The sequence below is a fragment of the Neoroseomonas soli genome (assembly GCF_018129065.1).
Classification (GTDB): domain Bacteria; phylum Pseudomonadota; class Alphaproteobacteria; order Acetobacterales; family Acetobacteraceae; genus Neoroseomonas; species Neoroseomonas soli.
In genome coordinates this window covers 1-16,287 of sequence record NZ_JAAEDM010000090.1, presented here as the reverse complement: position 1 = coordinate 16,287, position 16,287 = coordinate 1, and the positions used below count along the sequence as shown (strand labels likewise).

Annotated in this window: 13 protein-coding genes; 9 read left to right on the top strand and 4 right to left on the bottom strand. The window is 71.2% G+C overall.

What is annotated here, in order from left to right:
• The first annotated feature begins 244 nt into the window (after nt 1–244).
• From GXW76_RS26200 to GXW76_RS21715, 9 genes are all read left to right on the top strand, one after another.
• Nucleotides 245–3,175: a beta strand repeat-containing protein gene (locus GXW76_RS26200; protein WP_211864211.1), complete on the top strand. Its 2,931-nt coding sequence runs from the start codon at nt 245–247 to the stop codon at nt 3,173–3,175.
• A 72-nt stretch (nt 3,176–3,247) separates the two neighbouring features.
• On the top strand, nt 3,248–3,418 hold the full coding sequence (locus GXW76_RS21750) for a hypothetical protein (protein ID WP_211864210.1): 171 nt from the start codon (nt 3,248–3,250) through the stop codon (nt 3,416–3,418).
• Nucleotides 3,419–3,517: 99 nt separating this feature from the next.
• A complete protein-coding gene (gene pehA, locus GXW76_RS21745) occupies nt 3,518–5,065 on the top strand; it encodes a phosphoric/sulfuric ester hydrolase PehA (RefSeq protein ID WP_211864209.1) in 1,548 nt (515 codons plus the stop codon).
• 20 nt (nt 5,066–5,085) lie between these two features.
• Nucleotides 5,086–6,711 carry an ABC transporter substrate-binding protein gene (locus GXW76_RS21740; protein WP_211864208.1) on the top strand — a complete coding sequence of 542 codons (1,626 nt, stop codon included), beginning with the start codon at nt 5,086–5,088 and terminating at the stop codon, nt 6,709–6,711.
• A 4-nt stretch (nt 6,712–6,715) separates the two neighbouring features.
• A complete protein-coding gene (locus tag GXW76_RS21735) occupies nt 6,716–8,326 on the top strand; it encodes an ABC transporter substrate-binding protein (RefSeq protein WP_211864207.1) in 1,611 nt (536 codons plus the stop codon).
• Complete coding sequence (locus GXW76_RS21730; RefSeq protein WP_211864206.1) at nt 8,323–9,285, top strand: ABC transporter ATP-binding protein; 963 nt, start codon at nt 8,323–8,325, stop codon at nt 9,283–9,285. Before GXW76_RS21735 ends, GXW76_RS21730 begins: the two co-directional genes overlap by 4 nt.
• Nucleotides 9,282–10,268 carry an ABC transporter ATP-binding protein gene (locus tag GXW76_RS21725; RefSeq protein ID WP_211864205.1) on the top strand — a complete coding sequence of 329 codons (987 nt, stop codon included), beginning with the start codon at nt 9,282–9,284 and terminating at the stop codon, nt 10,266–10,268. Before GXW76_RS21730 ends, GXW76_RS21725 begins: the two co-directional genes overlap by 4 nt.
• Entirely contained in the window at nt 10,268–11,203 is a 936-nt protein-coding gene (locus GXW76_RS21720; protein ID WP_211864204.1) for an ABC transporter permease, read from the top strand. The genes GXW76_RS21725 and GXW76_RS21720 overlap by 1 nt, the downstream gene beginning before the upstream one ends.
• A gap of 29 nt (nt 11,204–11,232) precedes the next feature.
• Complete coding sequence (locus GXW76_RS21715) at nt 11,233–12,078, top strand: ABC transporter permease (RefSeq protein ID WP_338151013.1); 846 nt, start codon at nt 11,233–11,235, stop codon at nt 12,076–12,078.
• Between the two features lie 294 nt (nt 12,079–12,372).
• Here the strand turns inward: GXW76_RS21715 and GXW76_RS21710 are convergent, their stop codons facing one another.
• From GXW76_RS21710 to phnE (GXW76_RS21695), 4 genes are all read right to left on the bottom strand, one after another.
• Nucleotides 12,373–13,797 (bottom strand): alkaline phosphatase family protein, encoded by a 1,425-nt coding sequence (locus GXW76_RS21710; protein ID WP_211864202.1) that lies wholly within the window; start codon nt 13,795–13,797, stop codon nt 12,373–12,375.
• Between the two features lie 11 nt (nt 13,798–13,808).
• Nucleotides 13,809–14,723, bottom strand: a complete 915-nt coding sequence (locus GXW76_RS21705) for a PHP domain-containing protein (protein ID WP_211864201.1) — start codon at nt 14,721–14,723, stop codon at nt 13,809–13,811.
• Between the two features lie 10 nt (nt 14,724–14,733).
• Nucleotides 14,734–15,501: a phosphonate ABC transporter, permease protein PhnE gene (phnE, locus tag GXW76_RS21700; protein WP_211864200.1), complete on the bottom strand. Its 768-nt coding sequence runs from the start codon at nt 15,499–15,501 to the stop codon at nt 14,734–14,736.
• The coding region (gene phnE, locus GXW76_RS21695; protein ID WP_211864199.1) for a phosphonate ABC transporter, permease protein PhnE at nt 15,498–16,287 on the bottom strand (790 nt) is incomplete at its 5' end. The genes phnE (GXW76_RS21700) and phnE (GXW76_RS21695), both read right to left, overlap by 4 nt.

The following is a 16,287-nucleotide window of genomic DNA, read 5'->3' as shown; positions in this document are numbered from 1 at the left end:
CCCGCCCGGCGGCGGGCGCGGCGGCGGCCAGCGCGCACCCTCCGGCCCCTCCGATACCGACCCGGGCGACCCGCCGGGCCGCGGCCGCGGCAGCCAGGGGCCCGTCAAGACCTGAGACGGTTTTCCGGACCTCGTCTCATGGATCGGTCCTCGCCTCAGAAATTCGCCCAACTTTAAAGACGAGCGGTGATCCTGCCTCCGACCGGCGCCCCGCGGCGCCGGCCTGGAGCCGGAGACGCCGCTTGTGCCTGTCGTCCTTTCCCAATCCTCGCCCAACAGCGTCAGCCTGGCGCCCTTCGACCGGCTGACCGGCGGCGCCCATGCCGACGAGGTCACCGTCACCGGCGCCCTCGCCGACGCGATCATCGACCTCGGCGACGGGGATGACCTGCTCTTCCTCGGCAACGGCACCAACAGCGTCTTCGTCCAGGGCGTCGAGACGATCTGGGGCGGCACCGGCGCCGACCTCGTCACCCTGCTCGCCCCGGTTGCCAACCTGTGGATCGCCCTGAAAGGCAGCGCCGACAAGCTGGTCCTCGCCGACGGGTCCAACCTGGTCCGGGTCACGAACATCGAGACCGTCATCGGCGGCGCCGGCGACGACGAGGTCATCGCAGCCGCCCGCATGGTCGGCTACGTCTCGCTGGGCGCCGGGCAGGACCGCTTCACCTTCTCCGGCGGCAGCGGCAACGAGATCACCGTCGCTCCGGACATCGAGACGATGACCGGCGGCAACGGCACCGACATCGTCACCTTCACCGGGCCGGTCACGAATACGCGCCTCAATCTCGCAGGCGGCGCCGACCGGGCGACGCTCAGCGACGGCGCGGACAGCATCGTCATCCTCGGCGTCGAGGAACTCATCGCCGGAGGCGGCGACGACACCATCATCGTCGAGGGCGCGGTCACGGGCGTCTACGACCTCGGCGCGGGCGCGGACCTGCTCGCACTCGGCGCCGAGGGCGCGTCGCTGACCATCAGTGGCGCGGAAACCATCCTCGGCGGCGCGGGGACGGACGACATCCTGCTCACCACCGCGGTCCAAGGTGGCCGCATCGCGCTGGGGGCGGGCGCGGACCGCCTGCAGCTCGCCAGTGGCGGCAACCGCCTCGCCCTCTCGGGCGTGGAGACGGTGCTGGGCGGCTCGGGCGCCGACCTGCTGCGGATCGAGGCGCCGCTCGCCGCCGGCGCCCATTACGACCTGGGCGCCGGGGCCGACAGCATCGCGCTCGCCGACGGCGACAATACGCTGGTGGTGCGCGGGGTCGAAACCATCACCGGCGGCACCGGGCCGGATCGCGTCACCTTCCAGGGCGGCGGCAGCATCGTCGCTTCCGGCATCGAGACGCTGATCGGCGGCGCCGGCGCCGATTCCGTGACCCTGCTCACGCGCATGGCGGATGGGCTGGTGGACCTCGGCGCCGGGATCGACCGGCTGGTGCTTGCGCCCGGCGGCAACACCCTGCGCGCCAACGGCACCGAAACCCTGATCGGCAGCGATGGCACCGACATCGTGACCCTCTCCGGCGCCATCGGCGACGGCTTCATCGACCTCGGCGGCGGGGCCGACCGGCTGGTGATCCGCGGCGGTCCGGTAACCGCGCGCGTCGCAGGGGTCGAGACGCTCGAAGGCGGCGGCGGCGACGAGGACCTGACGCTGCTCGACACGATCTCGGGGCTGGTGGACCTCATGGGGGGGCAGGACCGGCTGCGCCTCGCCGATGGAGGCAATACCCTGACCGTGCTGGGCGTGGAGACGCTGTTCGGCGGATCGGGCGCCGACGTCGTGACGCTTGGCAGGTCCGTGCAGGACGCGCTGGTGGACCTCGGTGCCGGCAACGACCAGCTCACCCTGGTCGGCGGCGCCAACCGGATCGCCGTCTCCGGGGTGGAGGTGCTGGTCGGCCAGGCCGGGCATGACGAGGTCACGATCCAGGGCGCGGCGAATGCGCTGATCGCGCTGGGGCTCGGCAACGACCGGCTCACGCTGGACGACACCAGCGATTCCGTCCGCCTGCGCGGCGTCGAGATGCTGTGGGCGGGCGGCGGCGACGACACCGTCCGGTTGCTCGACCCGGTGCGCGACGTCTGGCTCCATCTCGGCAGCGGGCAGGACAGCGTGCTGCTGGCGGACGGCGCCAACCGGCTCACCATCGTCCTCGCGGAGACCATCACCGGCGCGGGCGGGGACGATCTCGTCATCCTGGGCAGCGCCATGCCCGACGGCGTGGTGAACCTCGGCGGCGGGCAGGACGAGCTGGTGCTGACCCGCGGCGGCAACCGCATTGCCGTCTCCGGGGTAGAACTCGTCACCGGCAGCGACGGCGAGGACACGATCCTGCTCGCCGGCGGCGCGGACGGCACGGTGCTGAACCTCGGCGCAGGGACGGACCACCTGATGCTCGGAAGCGGGACGAACCGGGTGACGGTCTCGGAGGTGGAGCGGATCACCGGCCAGGACGGGAACGACACGGTGGTGCTGACGCGCGGCGCGTCCGACGTGGTGATCGACCTCGGCGGGGGCATCGATACCGTCCTCCTCGGCCCCGGCGCGAATGCGGTGACGCTGATCGGCGTGGAGTCGGTGGTCGGCGGCGCCGGTAGCGACCAGGTCACGCTGTCCGGCGCGGGCGGGACAGCCAGCGTCTCGCTCGGTGCCGGTTACGACGTGCTGACGCTGGGCGATGGCGGCCTGCGCGTGATCGCGTCAGGCGTGGAGAAGATCCGCGGCGGTGCCGGCGATGACGAGATCACGCTCGCCGCGGGCAGCGCCGGCGCGGTGATCGAGGGCGGCGACGGTGACGACACCCTGGTCGGCGCGGACGGCGCGGACCAGATATTCGGGGGCGCGGGGCGGGACCACCTGGTCGGGGGGCGCAGCGCAGACCTCTTCATGTACACCGCGATAGCCCAGTCATCGGCCGCGGCGCCCGACACGATCGTCAGTTTCAATGCGCAGGAGGGCGACATGCTGGCCTTCGTGGGGATGGGCAGCGGCTTTCGCTGGCGCGGGGCGCTCCCCTTCACCGCCGCGGGTGGCGCGGAAGGCCGCTTCGACGAGGCGACGACGACGCTCCGCATCGACTTCAATGGCGACGGCGAGGCCGAGATGGCGTTCCACTTGCCGGGATTGCCGTCCACGGGCTTCGACCCGCATTCGATCATCTGGGCCTAGTGTCCTGCCCGCGAAGTTCGCTGGATTTCCAGCGAACGAAGCGAACCAGCAGGCCGCCAGAGACGATCCCACATGGATGAAACCGGCCGCATGCGCGGCAATGCCCGCTCGTGCATGACGACGGCGATTTCCACCCATGTGGAATTCGTTCCGATGCAGCCCGCGACCGGCAGCACCAGGCTTCGCGCGCAATTGATGGCAGCCCGCAAAGACGCGGCGCGTCGCGGCGCGCGGCCCTACTGAGGCACAGCCGGCCATCAGCGTCACGCAACGGCAACGCCGCCGTCATCCGGCCGTCGCCGCGATCGTCTACCCCGCGCCGGCCTCTAGGGATCGGACAGCATGGCGGGTCGGCGGAACGTACTTCTCATCGTGGTGGACCAGTGGCGGGCGGATTTCATCCCGCATCTCGGCGCGTCCTTCCTGCGCACGCCGAACCTCGACCGCCTCTGCCGCGAGGGCGTGACCTTCCGCAACCACGTCACCACGGCGGTGCCCTGCGGGCCGGCGCGTGCCTCGCTGCTGACCGGCCTCTATCTGATGAACCATCGCGCGGTGCAGAACACGGTGCCGCTCGATGCGCGGCACCTGAACCTCGGCAAGGCGCTGCGGCAGATCGGCTACGATCCGGCGCTGATCGGCTACACCACCAGCACGCCCGATCCGCGCAGCACCGGGCCGCGCGATCCGCGCTTCACGACGCTCGGCGACCTGATGGACGGGTTCCGCAGCGTCGGCGCCTTCGAGCCATCGATGGACGGGTATTTCGGCTGGCTCGCGCACCAGGGCTACCGGCTGCCGGAACGCCGCACCGACATCTGGCTGCCGGAAGGCGAGGACGCGGTGCCGGGCGCGACATCGCGCCCCTGCCGCATCCCGGCCGCCCTGTCCGACAGCAGCTATTTCACCGAGCGCGCGCTGACCTACCTCAAGGGCAAGGGCGACAAGCCGTGGTTCCTGCACCTCGGCTACTGGCGCCCGCATCCGCCCTTCGTCGCCTGCTCGCCCTACCATGAGATGTACCGGCCGGAAGACATGCCGGCCCCGATCCGTGCCGGCAGCCTGGAGGACGAGGCCGCGCAGCACCCGCTGCTCGGCCACTACCTCGACGCCATCCGCCAGGCCTCCTTCTTCGAGCGCGCGCAGGGCCGCGGCGCGGAACTCGACCCGCGCGAGATCGCGCAGATGCGCGCGACCTATGCCGGGCTGATGAGCGAGATCGACGACTGCCTCGGCCGCGTCTTCGCCTACCTCGACGAGACGGGTCAGTGGGAAGACACGATGGTGATCTTCACCAGCGACCACGGCGAGCAACTCGGCGACCATCACCTGCTCGGCAAGATCGGCTACTTCGACGAGAGCTTCCGCATCCCGCTGGTGATCAAGGACCCCGACACGCGCGACCAGGGCGGCCGCATCGACGACGCCTTCACCGAGAGCGTGGACGTGATGCCGACCATCCTCGAATGGCTCGGCGGCGAGATCCCGCGCAACTGCGACGGCCGCTCCGTGCTGCCGCTGGCGCATGGCAGCAAGCCGGCCGACTGGCGGAAGTTCCTCTCCTACGAGTTCGACTTCCGCGACGTCTTCTACGACCAGCCGGAGAAGCGGCTCGGCCTCGACATGGACGAGGCCTCGCTGATGGTGGTGCAGGACGAACGGCGCAAATACGTCCACTTCGCCGCGCTGCCGCCGCTCTTCTTCGACCTGGAGAAGGACCCGCACCAGTTCCGCAACCTGGCGCAGGACCCGGCCTATGCCGCCGAGGTCCGCGACTACGCGCAGCGCGCCCTGTCCCACCGCATGGCGCATGCCGAACGCACGCTCACGCATTTCCGCGCAACCCCGCACGGGCTGGAAAACCGGCTCGTCCCCACGACCGCTGCCTGAAAAGGCCGGAGGAGAACCCCATGCGCCTCGCTCGTCGTTCCCTGCTTGCCGGCGGTGCCGGCCTTCTCGCACTGCCGCGCTTCGCCGTGGCCCAGGCGGATCAACGCCCTTCCATCACCATCGCGGTGCAGAAGGTCACCAACTCCAACACGCTCGAAGTGCTGCGCGAGCAGTCCAATGTCGGCGAGCGCGTCTTCTTCACCTCGCTCTGGGAAGGGCTGATCGGCCGCAACTGGCAGGGTGCGCTCGAGAACGTGCCGATGCTCGCGACCGAATGGCGCCGCATCGACGACCGCACGGTGGAGCTGAAGCTCCGCCAGGGCGTGAAGTTCCACAACGGTGACGAGATGACGGCGGACGACGTCGTCTTCACCTTCGGTCGCGAGCGCATGTTCGGCGACGCGCAGGGCGCGCCGATGGGCCGCACCCTCTTCACCACCGAGACCATGCCCGGCCGCGGCGGCAAGGAACTGCCGCCGGAGGTGCCCGCCGTCGCCATGCGCATCTGGCCGGCGCTGGAGCGGGTGGAGGCGGTGGACCGCCACACCGTCCGCTTCGTCAACCGCACGCCGGACGTGACGATGGAAGGGCGCCTCTCGCGCTACGGCAGCGAGATCATCAGCCGCCGCGGCTTCTCCGAGGCGGCGACCTGGCTCGACTGGGCGCGCCGTCCCGTCACCACCAGCCCGTACCGCGTTGCGGAGTTCCGCCCCGACGTCTCGCTGACGCTCGAGGCGCATGACGAATACTGGGGCGGCCGCCCGCCGATCCGGCAGATCCGCTTCGTCGAGGTGCCGGAAGTCGCCTCCCGCATCAACGGCCTGCTTTCGGGTGAATACCAGTTCGCCTGCGACCTGCCGCCGGACCAGATTCCGGGCATCGAACGCAACCGCGCCTTCGAGGTGCAGGGCGGCACCATCCTGAACCACCGCCTGACGGTGTTCGACAAGAACCACCCGCAGCTGCGCGACGCGCGCGTGCGCCGCGCCTTCACCCACGCCATCGACCGCAAGGCGATCGTGGACAGCCTCTGGGCCGGCCGCACCGTCGTGCCGAAGGGCCTGCAGTGGGACTACTATGGCGACATGCTGATCGGCGACTGGTCGGTGCCGCGCTTCGACCCGGCCGAGGCGCGCCGCCTGCTGCGCGAGGCGAACTACCGCGGCGAGCCGATCCCCTATCGACTCCTCAACAACTACTACACCAACCAGACACCGACCGCGCAGGTGCTGGTCGAGATGTGGCGCCAGGTCGGTCTCAACGTGCAGATCGAGATGAAGGAGAACTGGAGCCAGATCTTCGACCGCAACTCCCCGCGCGCCGTGCGCGACTGGTCGAACAGCGCCCCGTTCAACGACCCCGTCTCCTCGCTGGTGAACCAGCACGGCCCGAACGGCCAGCAGCAGCAGGTGGGCGAGTGGACGAACGAGGAGTTCAACCGCCTCTCGATCGAACTGGAGACCAGCACGGACCACGCACGCCGGCGTGCCGCCTTCGCCCGCATGCTCGTGATCGCGGAGCGCGAGGACCCCGCCTACACGGTGCTGCACCAGAACGCGACCTTCACCGCGAAGCGCAAGGACATCCGCTGGAAGGCCGCGCCGGCCTTCGCGATGGACTTCCGCGGCCACAACTGGGGGGCGTGAGGCCATGACCCGCATCACGCGCCGCGCCGCCCTGTTCGGGGCGGCGGCGACCACCCTGCCCCGCTTCGCCATCGCCCAGGCCGACCAGCGGCCGGTGCTGACCGTCGCGGTGCAGAAGATCAGCAACTCGAACACCTTCGAGCCGCCGCGCGAGCAGTCGAATGTCGGCTACCGCCTGTCCTACTCCTTCGCCGAGACGCTGATCGATTCCGCCTGGCAGACGGACCTCTCGCCCGTGCCGGGGCTTGCCACGGCCTGGCGGCGCATCGACGACCGCACGGTGGAATTCGACCTGCGCGAAGGCGTGCGCTTCCACAATGGCGAGGTGATGACCGCCGAGGACGTCGCCTTCTCCTTCGGGCCGGAGCGCCTGTTCGGCACCGGCGCGGCTCAGGCTTCGGGCGGCGTCACCGCCGGCGCTGCCTCGAAGGAGCCGCCGCGCGAAGTTTCCGCGGTCGCGCGCCGCACCTTCCCCGGCATCGAGAAGATCGAGATCGTCCGCCCCGGCGTGGTGCGCTTCGTCAACCGCGTGCCGGACGTCACGCTGGAAGGACGGCTGGCGCAGAATGTCGGCGTCATCTTCTCCCGCCGCGGCTTCGCCGAGGCGGAATCCTGGCTCGCCTGGGCGCGCGCGCCGGTCGGTACCGGGCCGTACCGCGTTGCGGAGTTCCGCCCGGACGCCTCGCTGATCCTGGAGGCGCATGACGAATACTGGGGCGGCCGCCCGCCGGTGCGCCGCATCCGCATCATCGAGGTGCCCGAGGTCGCGTCCCGCATCAACGCCCTGCTCTCGGGCGAAGCGGATTTCGCCTGCGACATCCCGCCCGACCAGATCGGCTCCATCGAGCGCAATGCGCGCTTCGAGGTGCTGGGCAGCCCGATCAACAACCATCGCCTCATCGCCTTCGACCAGAACCACGCGCAACTGCGCGACGCGCGCGTGCGCCGCGCCTTCACCCACGCCATCGACCGCAAGGCGATCGTGGACAGCCTCTGGGCCGGCCGCACCGTCGTGCCGAAGGGACTTCAGTTCGAGTATTTCGGCCAGATGTTCCACGCCGACTGGTCGGTGCCGCGCTTCGACCCGGCCGAGGCGCGCCGCCTCCTGCGCGAGGCGAACTACCGCGGGGAGCCGATCCCCTATCGCCTGCTCAACAACTACTACACCAACCAGACGCCGACCGCGCAGGTGCTCGTCGAGATGTGGCGCCAGGTCGGCCTCAACGTCCAGATCGAGATGAAGGAGAACTGGACGCAGATTCAGGAACGCACGCCGACGCGCGCCGTGCGCGACTGGTCCAACACCTGCCTCTTCGGCGACCCGGTGGCGGGCTTGGTGCGCGGCATGGGACCGAATGGCGAGATGCAGTTGCAGGGTGAATGGAAGAACGAGGAGTTCAACCGTCTCTGCACCGTGCTGGAATCCTCCACCGACCGCGCCGCGCGCCGCGCTGCCGCGCGCCGCATGCTGGAAATCGCGGAGCGGGACGATCCCGCCTACACGCTGCTGCACCAGGCCGCGACCTTCACGGCCAAGCGCAAGGACATCGAGTGGCGCGCGGCCAAGGCCTGGGCGATGGACTTCCGCGCCGGCAACCTGCGGTTCCCGGCATGAGCCTCGTCTCCATCCGAGGCCTCGCCGTCGCCTTCGACGGCGTGGCGGCGCTGCGCGGGGTGGACATCGACATCCCGCGCGGCGGCGCGCTCGGCATGGTGGGTGAATCCGGCTGCGGCAAGTCGGTCACCTGGCTTGCCGCGCTCGGCCTGCTGCCGTCGCGCGCCCGCGTCACGGGCAGCGTGATGCTGGACGGACAGGAACTCCTGGCCGCGCCGGCACCCGCGCTCGACCGCGTGCGGGGCGGCCGCATCGCCATGATCTTCCAGGATCCGGCGAGCAGCCTGAACCCGGTGCACCGCCTCGGCAAGCAGGTCGCGGAGGCGCTGCGCATGCACCGTGGCATGGCCGGCGCGGCGGCGCGCGCGGAGGCGAAGCGCCTGTTTGACCAAGTCGGCATCCCGGATGCCGCGCGGCGGCTCGATGCCTATCCGCATGAGCTTTCCGGCGGGCAGAACCAGCGCGTGATGATCGCCATGGCACTCGCCGGCCAGCCGGAGCTGCTGGTGGCGGACGAGCCGACAACCGCGCTCGACGTGACCATCCAGGCGCAAATCCTCCACCTGCTGAACCGACTGCGGCGGGAGACGGGGATGGCGCTGGTGCTGATCTCCCACGACCTCGGCGTAGTGTCCGAAACCTGCGAGGACGTCGCCGTGATGTATGCCGGCCGCATCGTCGAGCAGGCGACGGCGGACGCCCTTTTCGCGGCGCCGACGCACCCCTACACGCAAGGCCTGCTCGCCGCGCTGCCGCCGATCGACGGGCCGCGGCGGCGCCTCGCGGCCATTCCCGGCGGCGTGCCGGAGCCCTGGGCCATGCCGCGCGGCTGCGCCTTCGCACCGCGCTGCGCCCACCGGCACGGGCATTGCGACGCCGAAGCCCCCGCGCATCACCCGGTCGCGCAGCAGCACAGCGCGGCCTGCGTGCTCGCCACCAGGGAACTGGTCGCCGCATGAGGGACGCATCGCTGCTCGAGGCGAAGGGCCTCGTGCGCCGCTACACGATGCGCCGCGGGCTGCTCGGGCGCAGCGTCGATGTCACCGCCGTCGCCGGCGTCTCGCTGCGGCTGGAACGTGGGCGCACGCTCGGCCTTGTGGGCGAATCCGGCTGCGGCAAGTCCACCACCGGGCGCATGGTGCTCGGGATGGAAGTGCCGGACGCCGGTAGCGTCGCCTTCGAGGGGCGGCCGATGCCCACTCCCGGCACGCAGGCCTGGCGCGCGTTGCGGGCACGCATGCAGATGGTCTTCCAGGACCCGCTCGGCGCGCTGGATCGCCGCATGACCATCGCGGCCCAGGTGGCCGAGCCGCTCGAGATCCACCGCATCGGCGACACCGCCGAACGCGCCTTCCGCGTCGAGGCGCTGCTGCGCAATGTCGGCCTGCGCCCGGACCAGGGCGCGCGCTACCCGCATGAACTCTCCGGCGGCCAGCGGCAGCGTGCCGTGCTGGCCCGCGCCCTCGCCACCTCGCCTGCCATGATGGTCTGCGACGAGCCGATCAGCGCGCTCGACGTCTCGATCCAGGCGCAGGTGATGAACCTGCTGGTGGAATTGCAGGCGGAACACGGCATGGGCCTGCTCTTCATCAGCCACGACCTGCGCGCGGTGCGCCAGGTCAGCGAGCGCGTCGCCGTGATGTATCTCGGCACCATCGTCGAGGAAGGGCCGCCCGATGCGCTCCTGCAGGATGCGCGGCATCCCTATACGCAGGCGCTCGTCTCGGCGATTCCGCATCCGGGGCGTTCCAGCAACCGCATCGTGCTGCAGGGCGACCCGCCCAACCCCGCGTCGCGCCCCTCCGGCTGCGCCTTCCATCCGCGCTGCCCGATCGCGACCGCGCGCTGCGCCCGGGAAGCCCCGGCGCTGCGCGACACCCATGAAGGCCGGCGCGTCGCCTGCCACCACGCCGATGCGCCCGTGCTGGCGGAGGTCGCCTGATGCTGCGCTTCATCGCTACCCGCTTCGCCCGCGCGCTGGTGACGATCGTGATGGTCGTCACCTTCGCCTTCGTCGTGCTGCGCCTTTCCGGCGACCCGGCGCTGCTGATCATGAGCGTGGATGCCCCGCCGGAGGCGATCGCCGCCTTCCGCCAGGCCTGGGGCCTCGATGAGCCGCTCTGGCAGCAATACCTGAAGTATTTCGGCGCCATCGTGCAGGGCGACCTCGGCCGCTCCATGCGCGACGGGCGCGATGCCATCGTCCTGGTGACCGAGCGCATCCCGGCGACGCTGGCGCTGACGCTGCCGGCGCTGGCGATCAAGCTCGGCATCGGCATCCCCGCCGGGGTCTATGCCGCGCTGCACCGCAATTCGCTGACCGACCGGCTGGTGATGACGACGGCGGTGCTGGGCTTCACCGTGCCGTCCTTTGTCCTCGGCCTCCTGCTGGTACTCGTCTTCGCGGTGCAGCTCGGCTGGCTGCCCTCGGGCGGCCAGGGAACCTGGCGCCACGCGATCCTGCCGGTGATCACGCTCGGGGTCGGCGGCGCCGCGGTGCTGGCACGCTTCACGCGCAGCGCGATGCTGGAAGTGCTCGGCCAGCCATACATCCGCACCGCGAGCGCCAAGGGCGTGCCCTGGCGGCTGGTCGTGCGCGGGCATGCCCTGCCCAATGCGGCCATCCCGACCGTGACCATCGTCGGCTTCATGGTCGGCAGCCTGATCGCGGGCGCGGTGGTGGTGGAGAGCGTCTTCTCCTGGCCCGGCGTCGGCCGCCTGCTCGTGGTGGCGGTGGCCAACCGCGACCTGGCCGTCGTGCAGTGCATCCTGCTGCTGGTGGCGGCCACGATGGTGACGTCCAACCTGGTCGTCGATCTTCTCTACGGCGCGCTCGACCCGCGACTGCGCCAGATGCGTGCCGGGGGGGCACATTGATGTCGGACTCCGTATTACCGGCCGCGGCTGTGGCCGCGCCGCCGAAGCCCCGGACGCGCCTGCCGCCTGCGGTCGCCCTGGGCATCGCCTGGATCGGGCTGATGCTGGCGGTCGCGCTGCTGGCGGAGGTGATCAGCCCCTACGCCTACACCGCGCTCGACCTGCGCAACCGGCTCTCGCCGCCGGTCTTCATGGACGGAAACTGGGCGCATGTGCTGGGCACGGACGAGCTCGGGCGCGACGTGCTCTCGCGGCTGTTCTTCTCCATCCGCATGAGCCTGCTGATCGCCTTCGGCGCCACCATCATCGGGGCGGCCTTCGGCACGACGATGGGCTTCCTCGCGGCCCACTTCCGCGGGGTGGTGGAGCAGGCGGTGCTGACGCTGGTCGATTTCTCCGCCAGCCTGCCCTTCCTGATCCTGGCTCTGGCGGTGCTGGCCTTCTTCGGCAATTCCCTGATGCTGTTCATCGTGCTGCTCGGCTTCCACGCCTGGGAACGCTATGCGCGCATCGCCCGGGGCCTCGCCATCAGCGCGGGCGCGCAGGGCTATGCGGCGGCGGTGCGGCAACTCGGCGCGACGCCGCTGCGCGTCTACTGGCGGCACATCCTGCCGAACATCGCCTCGACGCTCATCATCTCCATGACCCTCGCCTTCCCGGAGGTGATCCTGCTGGAGAGCGGCCTCTCCTTCCTCGGCCTGGGGGTACAACCGCCCGCGACGTCACTCGGCAACATGCTGGGCTATGGGCGGGAATACCTGACGCGCGCACCGTGGATCCTGCTGGCGCCGGCCTTCACAATCATCCTGACCACGCTGGCAATCTCTCTGGTCGGCGACTGGCTGCGGGACCGGGTGGACCCGACGCTGCGATGACCCCATGCGCCCGGCATCGGCGCCGGGCGCATCCGCGCGCGGGGCTGGTGGGGCGGCCGCGTGCAAGACGAAGGGGATACGGCCAGCGCGCATGCGCGCGGCCTGTCTTCGCGCGCCGCGGGCGAGGGCATGGGGCCGCCGGCATCACCCGTCCGGCGCAGGCGCGGGGCCGTGCGGCAGGCGATGACACGGGATCACGATCTGCAATCGCTCCGGCCGGCGGGTCCTGCCGCCTGCCGCCCCGTGATGGAACTCTCCGGCCTCGGGATGTCCGGGCAACCAGGCAGTGCCGACCTACCCCGCGCGGCGCAGCGCCGTGGGATAGAACCGGCCTGAAGGGGCGCGCATCGCCTCCAGCACGAAGCCGCCCGGCAGGTCGAGCGTCTCGCGCACCGGCGGCGCGTCGGCCGCGGCATCGAGCGCGGCGCGCAACGGCCGCCCTTCCATGCCTTCCACCGGCAGGCCGAGCACGTGCAGCACGGTCGGCACGATGTCCGTCAGGTCGGCCGGTTCCTCCGCCACGGCACCGTGTCGGAAGGGGCCGCCTTCCATCACCAGCACGGTCGCCAGTTCCGCCCGGTGCAGCCCGCCATGCATCCCGCCGCCTTCCGGCACGTCCGGCGCGTCGAAAGGGGCGAAGCCGGGCAGGCCCCATTCGTCCGCGGCCTCGGAGCCGGCGAAGGTCGCCACCAGGTCGGCGCTGCGCGCATGGGCGCTGCCGAACAGCGCCAGCGGCACTGCGCGGCCCTCGGGCAGGATCGACGGATCGCGCGCCAGCAGCGGCCCGGCCCAGTCCTGCGCCGCAAGGAAATCCGCGATCTGCGGCGCCAGCGTCGCGTCCCGCAGCCAGATCCCCGGCGCGGCGGCGGGGGCCACCACCACGTCCACCTCCGGCGCCATGCCGGTGTCGGCGCGGAAGCCGGCGCGCTTCAGTTCCGTGCGCAGGCACCGCTTGCCGCGGCCGGTGACGTGGCCGTGGTCGGAGAGCACCACGATGGCGATCTCCGCCGCGTCCGGCTGTGCCTCGCGCCAGGCGCGGATGCGGCCGAGCACCGCATCGGCGGCGGCCAGCGCCCGCTGCGTGTGTTCCGCCCGTAGCCCGCCCCAGTGGAAGGAGACATCCGGCTCCGACAGCCAGAGCAGCGCGACGTCCGGCCGGTGCTTCGGCAGCACATGCTCGATCAGCACGCGCCCGGCGAATTCGACGCGGGGAATGTTCGGCACCGCGTGCTCCGGCGTGGCGCCGAGCGCCTCGCGCACCTCTGCCGCCGTCGTGCCTTCCGCGTCCTCGACGTTCCAGCGGAAGCTGCCGAGGCGTTCCGCCGCCGGGTTCAGAAGCCGCGCCGCCCCGGCAGTGCCCGCGCTGACGAGCGCGAAACGCAGGCCCGCAGGCGCCAGGCGCTCGGCGAGGCTCGGCCGCTGCAGCGGGCTTTCCGCGCCGGCCGCCATGGCGAGCACGTCCTCCACCAGCTTGGTGCGCAGCAGCCGGTCGGGGGCGACGGAAGCGTCGAACACCGTGTTCGCCACCATGCCGTGCCCGCCCGGGCGGCAGCCGGTGATCAGCGAGGGCGTCGCCACCCGCGTCTCCGAGGGGAAGACGCTGCGCGCATTGGCGAAGCGTGTTCCGTTCGCGGCGAGCGCGAAGAGGTTCGGCGTCGCGGTCGCATCCACCATGTCCGGGCGTAGCCCGTCCAGGGCCACCATGATCACGCGGGTCATCGCGATGCTCCTCAGCGCTCGAAATGCACGGGATTGGCCCAGGCGCGGCGGCCGTGGGCGTCGGCGACGACGACGCGCGCGAAGCCGCCCTCCCGATGTGCGCCGAAGGGCAGGCGCACGCGCGTCGTGCCCGGCGCCACATGCTGCACGGCGCGCGACCCGCGCCCCAGCACCATCACGCTCGCCGCCGGGGAGCAGGTGATCTCGACCTCCTCCTCGCCCCAGGCGATGTCGTGGATCTGCGGGCCCTGCGTCGCGTAGAAGGCGCCGTCCTTCAGCGCGGCGAGCAGCGCCTCGGGCTCGTTCGCCTCGGCCTTCACCATCAGCCAGCCACCGAAGGCGTCCATGCAGGCGAAATGCGCGTCGTCCACCGCGATCAGGTTGATCCGCCGGCCGCCGGCGAGGAGCTGGTCGGCGAAATGGACGCTGTCGCCGCGCTCCGTCCGCACCTGGCAGGTGTGGTTGTAGACCTCGACCGCATGGGCGCCGGGGATCGCGGCGGCGTCCTCGAGCCGCAGCCCGTTCCAGGCAGGATGCGGGATGGCGACGAAGGCGCCGGCGGCGATGGCGCGCGCGGCGAGTTCGGGGCCGGTCTCCTCCGCCCCGTTCGGCGCGAAGTCCATCGGCAGGCCGACGGCGAGGATGTGCCAGATCTCGCCCAGCGCGGTCACCGGGGCGTGCAGTTCCGCACCCAGGATCGTGGTGAATCCGGCGGTGCGATACGGCCGCGTGTCCACGATCGGGTAGCCGTACTTGTCGCGGAAATGGTCGGTCAGGGCGAGGAAGTCGTAGCCCGCTTCCCGGTAGGTGGCGCAGACCGCTTCCGGCGAGCGCATGCCGTCCGAGAGGTCGGAATGCGTGTGAACGTTCCCCTTCCAGAAGCGGCCGGGACGGGCGAAGGCGGGATCAACGATCATGGGCAGCACGGTCTCTCTTTCAGGGCCGGATCAGCCGCAGGCGGATGGCGCGGCTGAGAAGGTCGATCACCGCCACCATGGCGAGGATCATCAGGACGATGAAGGCGGCCTCGTCCCAGTTGTTGATGCGGATGCGGTCGGACAGCGCGAGGCCGATGCCGCCCGCGCCCACCACGCCGAGGATGGTCGCCGAGCGCGTATTGGATTCGAAGGTGTAGAGCACCTGGGAGAGCATGACCGGCGCCACCTGAGGCAGCAGCCCGATCCGCACCGCGAGGCTGCGCCCCGCGCCTGCCGCGCGCACCGCCTCCACCTGCCGGCGGTCCGCCCCTTCCAACGCTTCCGAGAACAGCTTCGCCAGCATCCCGGTATCCGGCACCGCCAGCGCCAGGATGCCCGCGAAGGGCCCCATGCCGACGGCCGAGACGAAGATCAGCGCCCAGATCAGCGTGTCGATGCCGCGCAGCCCGTCATAGAGCCGCCGCACCGAGAAGCGTAGCAGCGTCGAGCCCACCACATTGCCTGCGCCGAGCAAGGCCAGCGGCACCGCCGCCACGGCCGCGATCAGCGTGCCGAGGAAGGCCATGGCGAGGCTCTCCGCCAGCCCCTTCAGCAGGTCCGGCAGAGCCCCGCCCGGCGAGGGCGGCCACATCAGAGCGAACAGCCAGCCGAGGCGCGACAGCCCGTTCCAGATCCGCTCGGGCGAGGCGTCGATGCGCCACAGCCCCGCGATCAGCAGCAGGAAGCCCAGGCCGAAGATCATCGGCGTCGCGGTCAGCCGCCTCATGCCGCGCGCACTCCGAGAACGCGGCGCCGCAGCGCGCCGCAGAGCAGGTCGATCGCCGCGACCGTCGCCAGGATCAGCACCAGGATCGCGGAGATATCCTGGTATTCGAATTGCCGCACGGCGAGATACAGTTCCTCGCCGATGCCGCCGGCGCCGACGATGCCGAGCACGCTTGCCTCCCGCACGTTGACCTCGAAGCGCAGCAGGCCGAGGGAGAGCATCCCCGGCAGCGACTGCGGCAGGATGCCGTAGCGCATCTGCAGCGGCCAGGGGCCGCCGGCCGCGCGCACCGCCTCCATCGGGCCGAGATGCGCGTTCTCATGTTCCTCGGCGAAGAGTTTCCCAAGGGCGCCAGCCGTGTGCACCGCGATCGCCAGCACGCCCGCGAAGGCGCCGAGGCCGAAGGCGTAGACGAAGATCAGCGCGAGCACGAGCGTCGGCACCGTGCGCGCCACTTCCAGCGTCCGCCGCGCCACCGCTACCACCCGCCGCGGCGCCAGCGTCGCCGCCGCCGGGAAGGACAGCAGCAACGCCACGAAGCCACCCAGCACGGTGCCGACATAGGCCATCAGCAGCGTATCGCCGAGCAGCACCAGCCAGTCCGGCAGCCCCCACATCCAGTCGGCGACGTCGGCGCCCAGGCTCTCCCACCGCAGCACGGGCAGGGTGCGGGCAACGTAGTCGAGCGCGAGCGGCAGGCCGCGCAGCAGGCGGGGGAGGCTGACCTCCCCCACCCATCCCGCGAGCAGCACGGCGGCGAGGAAGGCCGCGCCGCCGAGCACGACC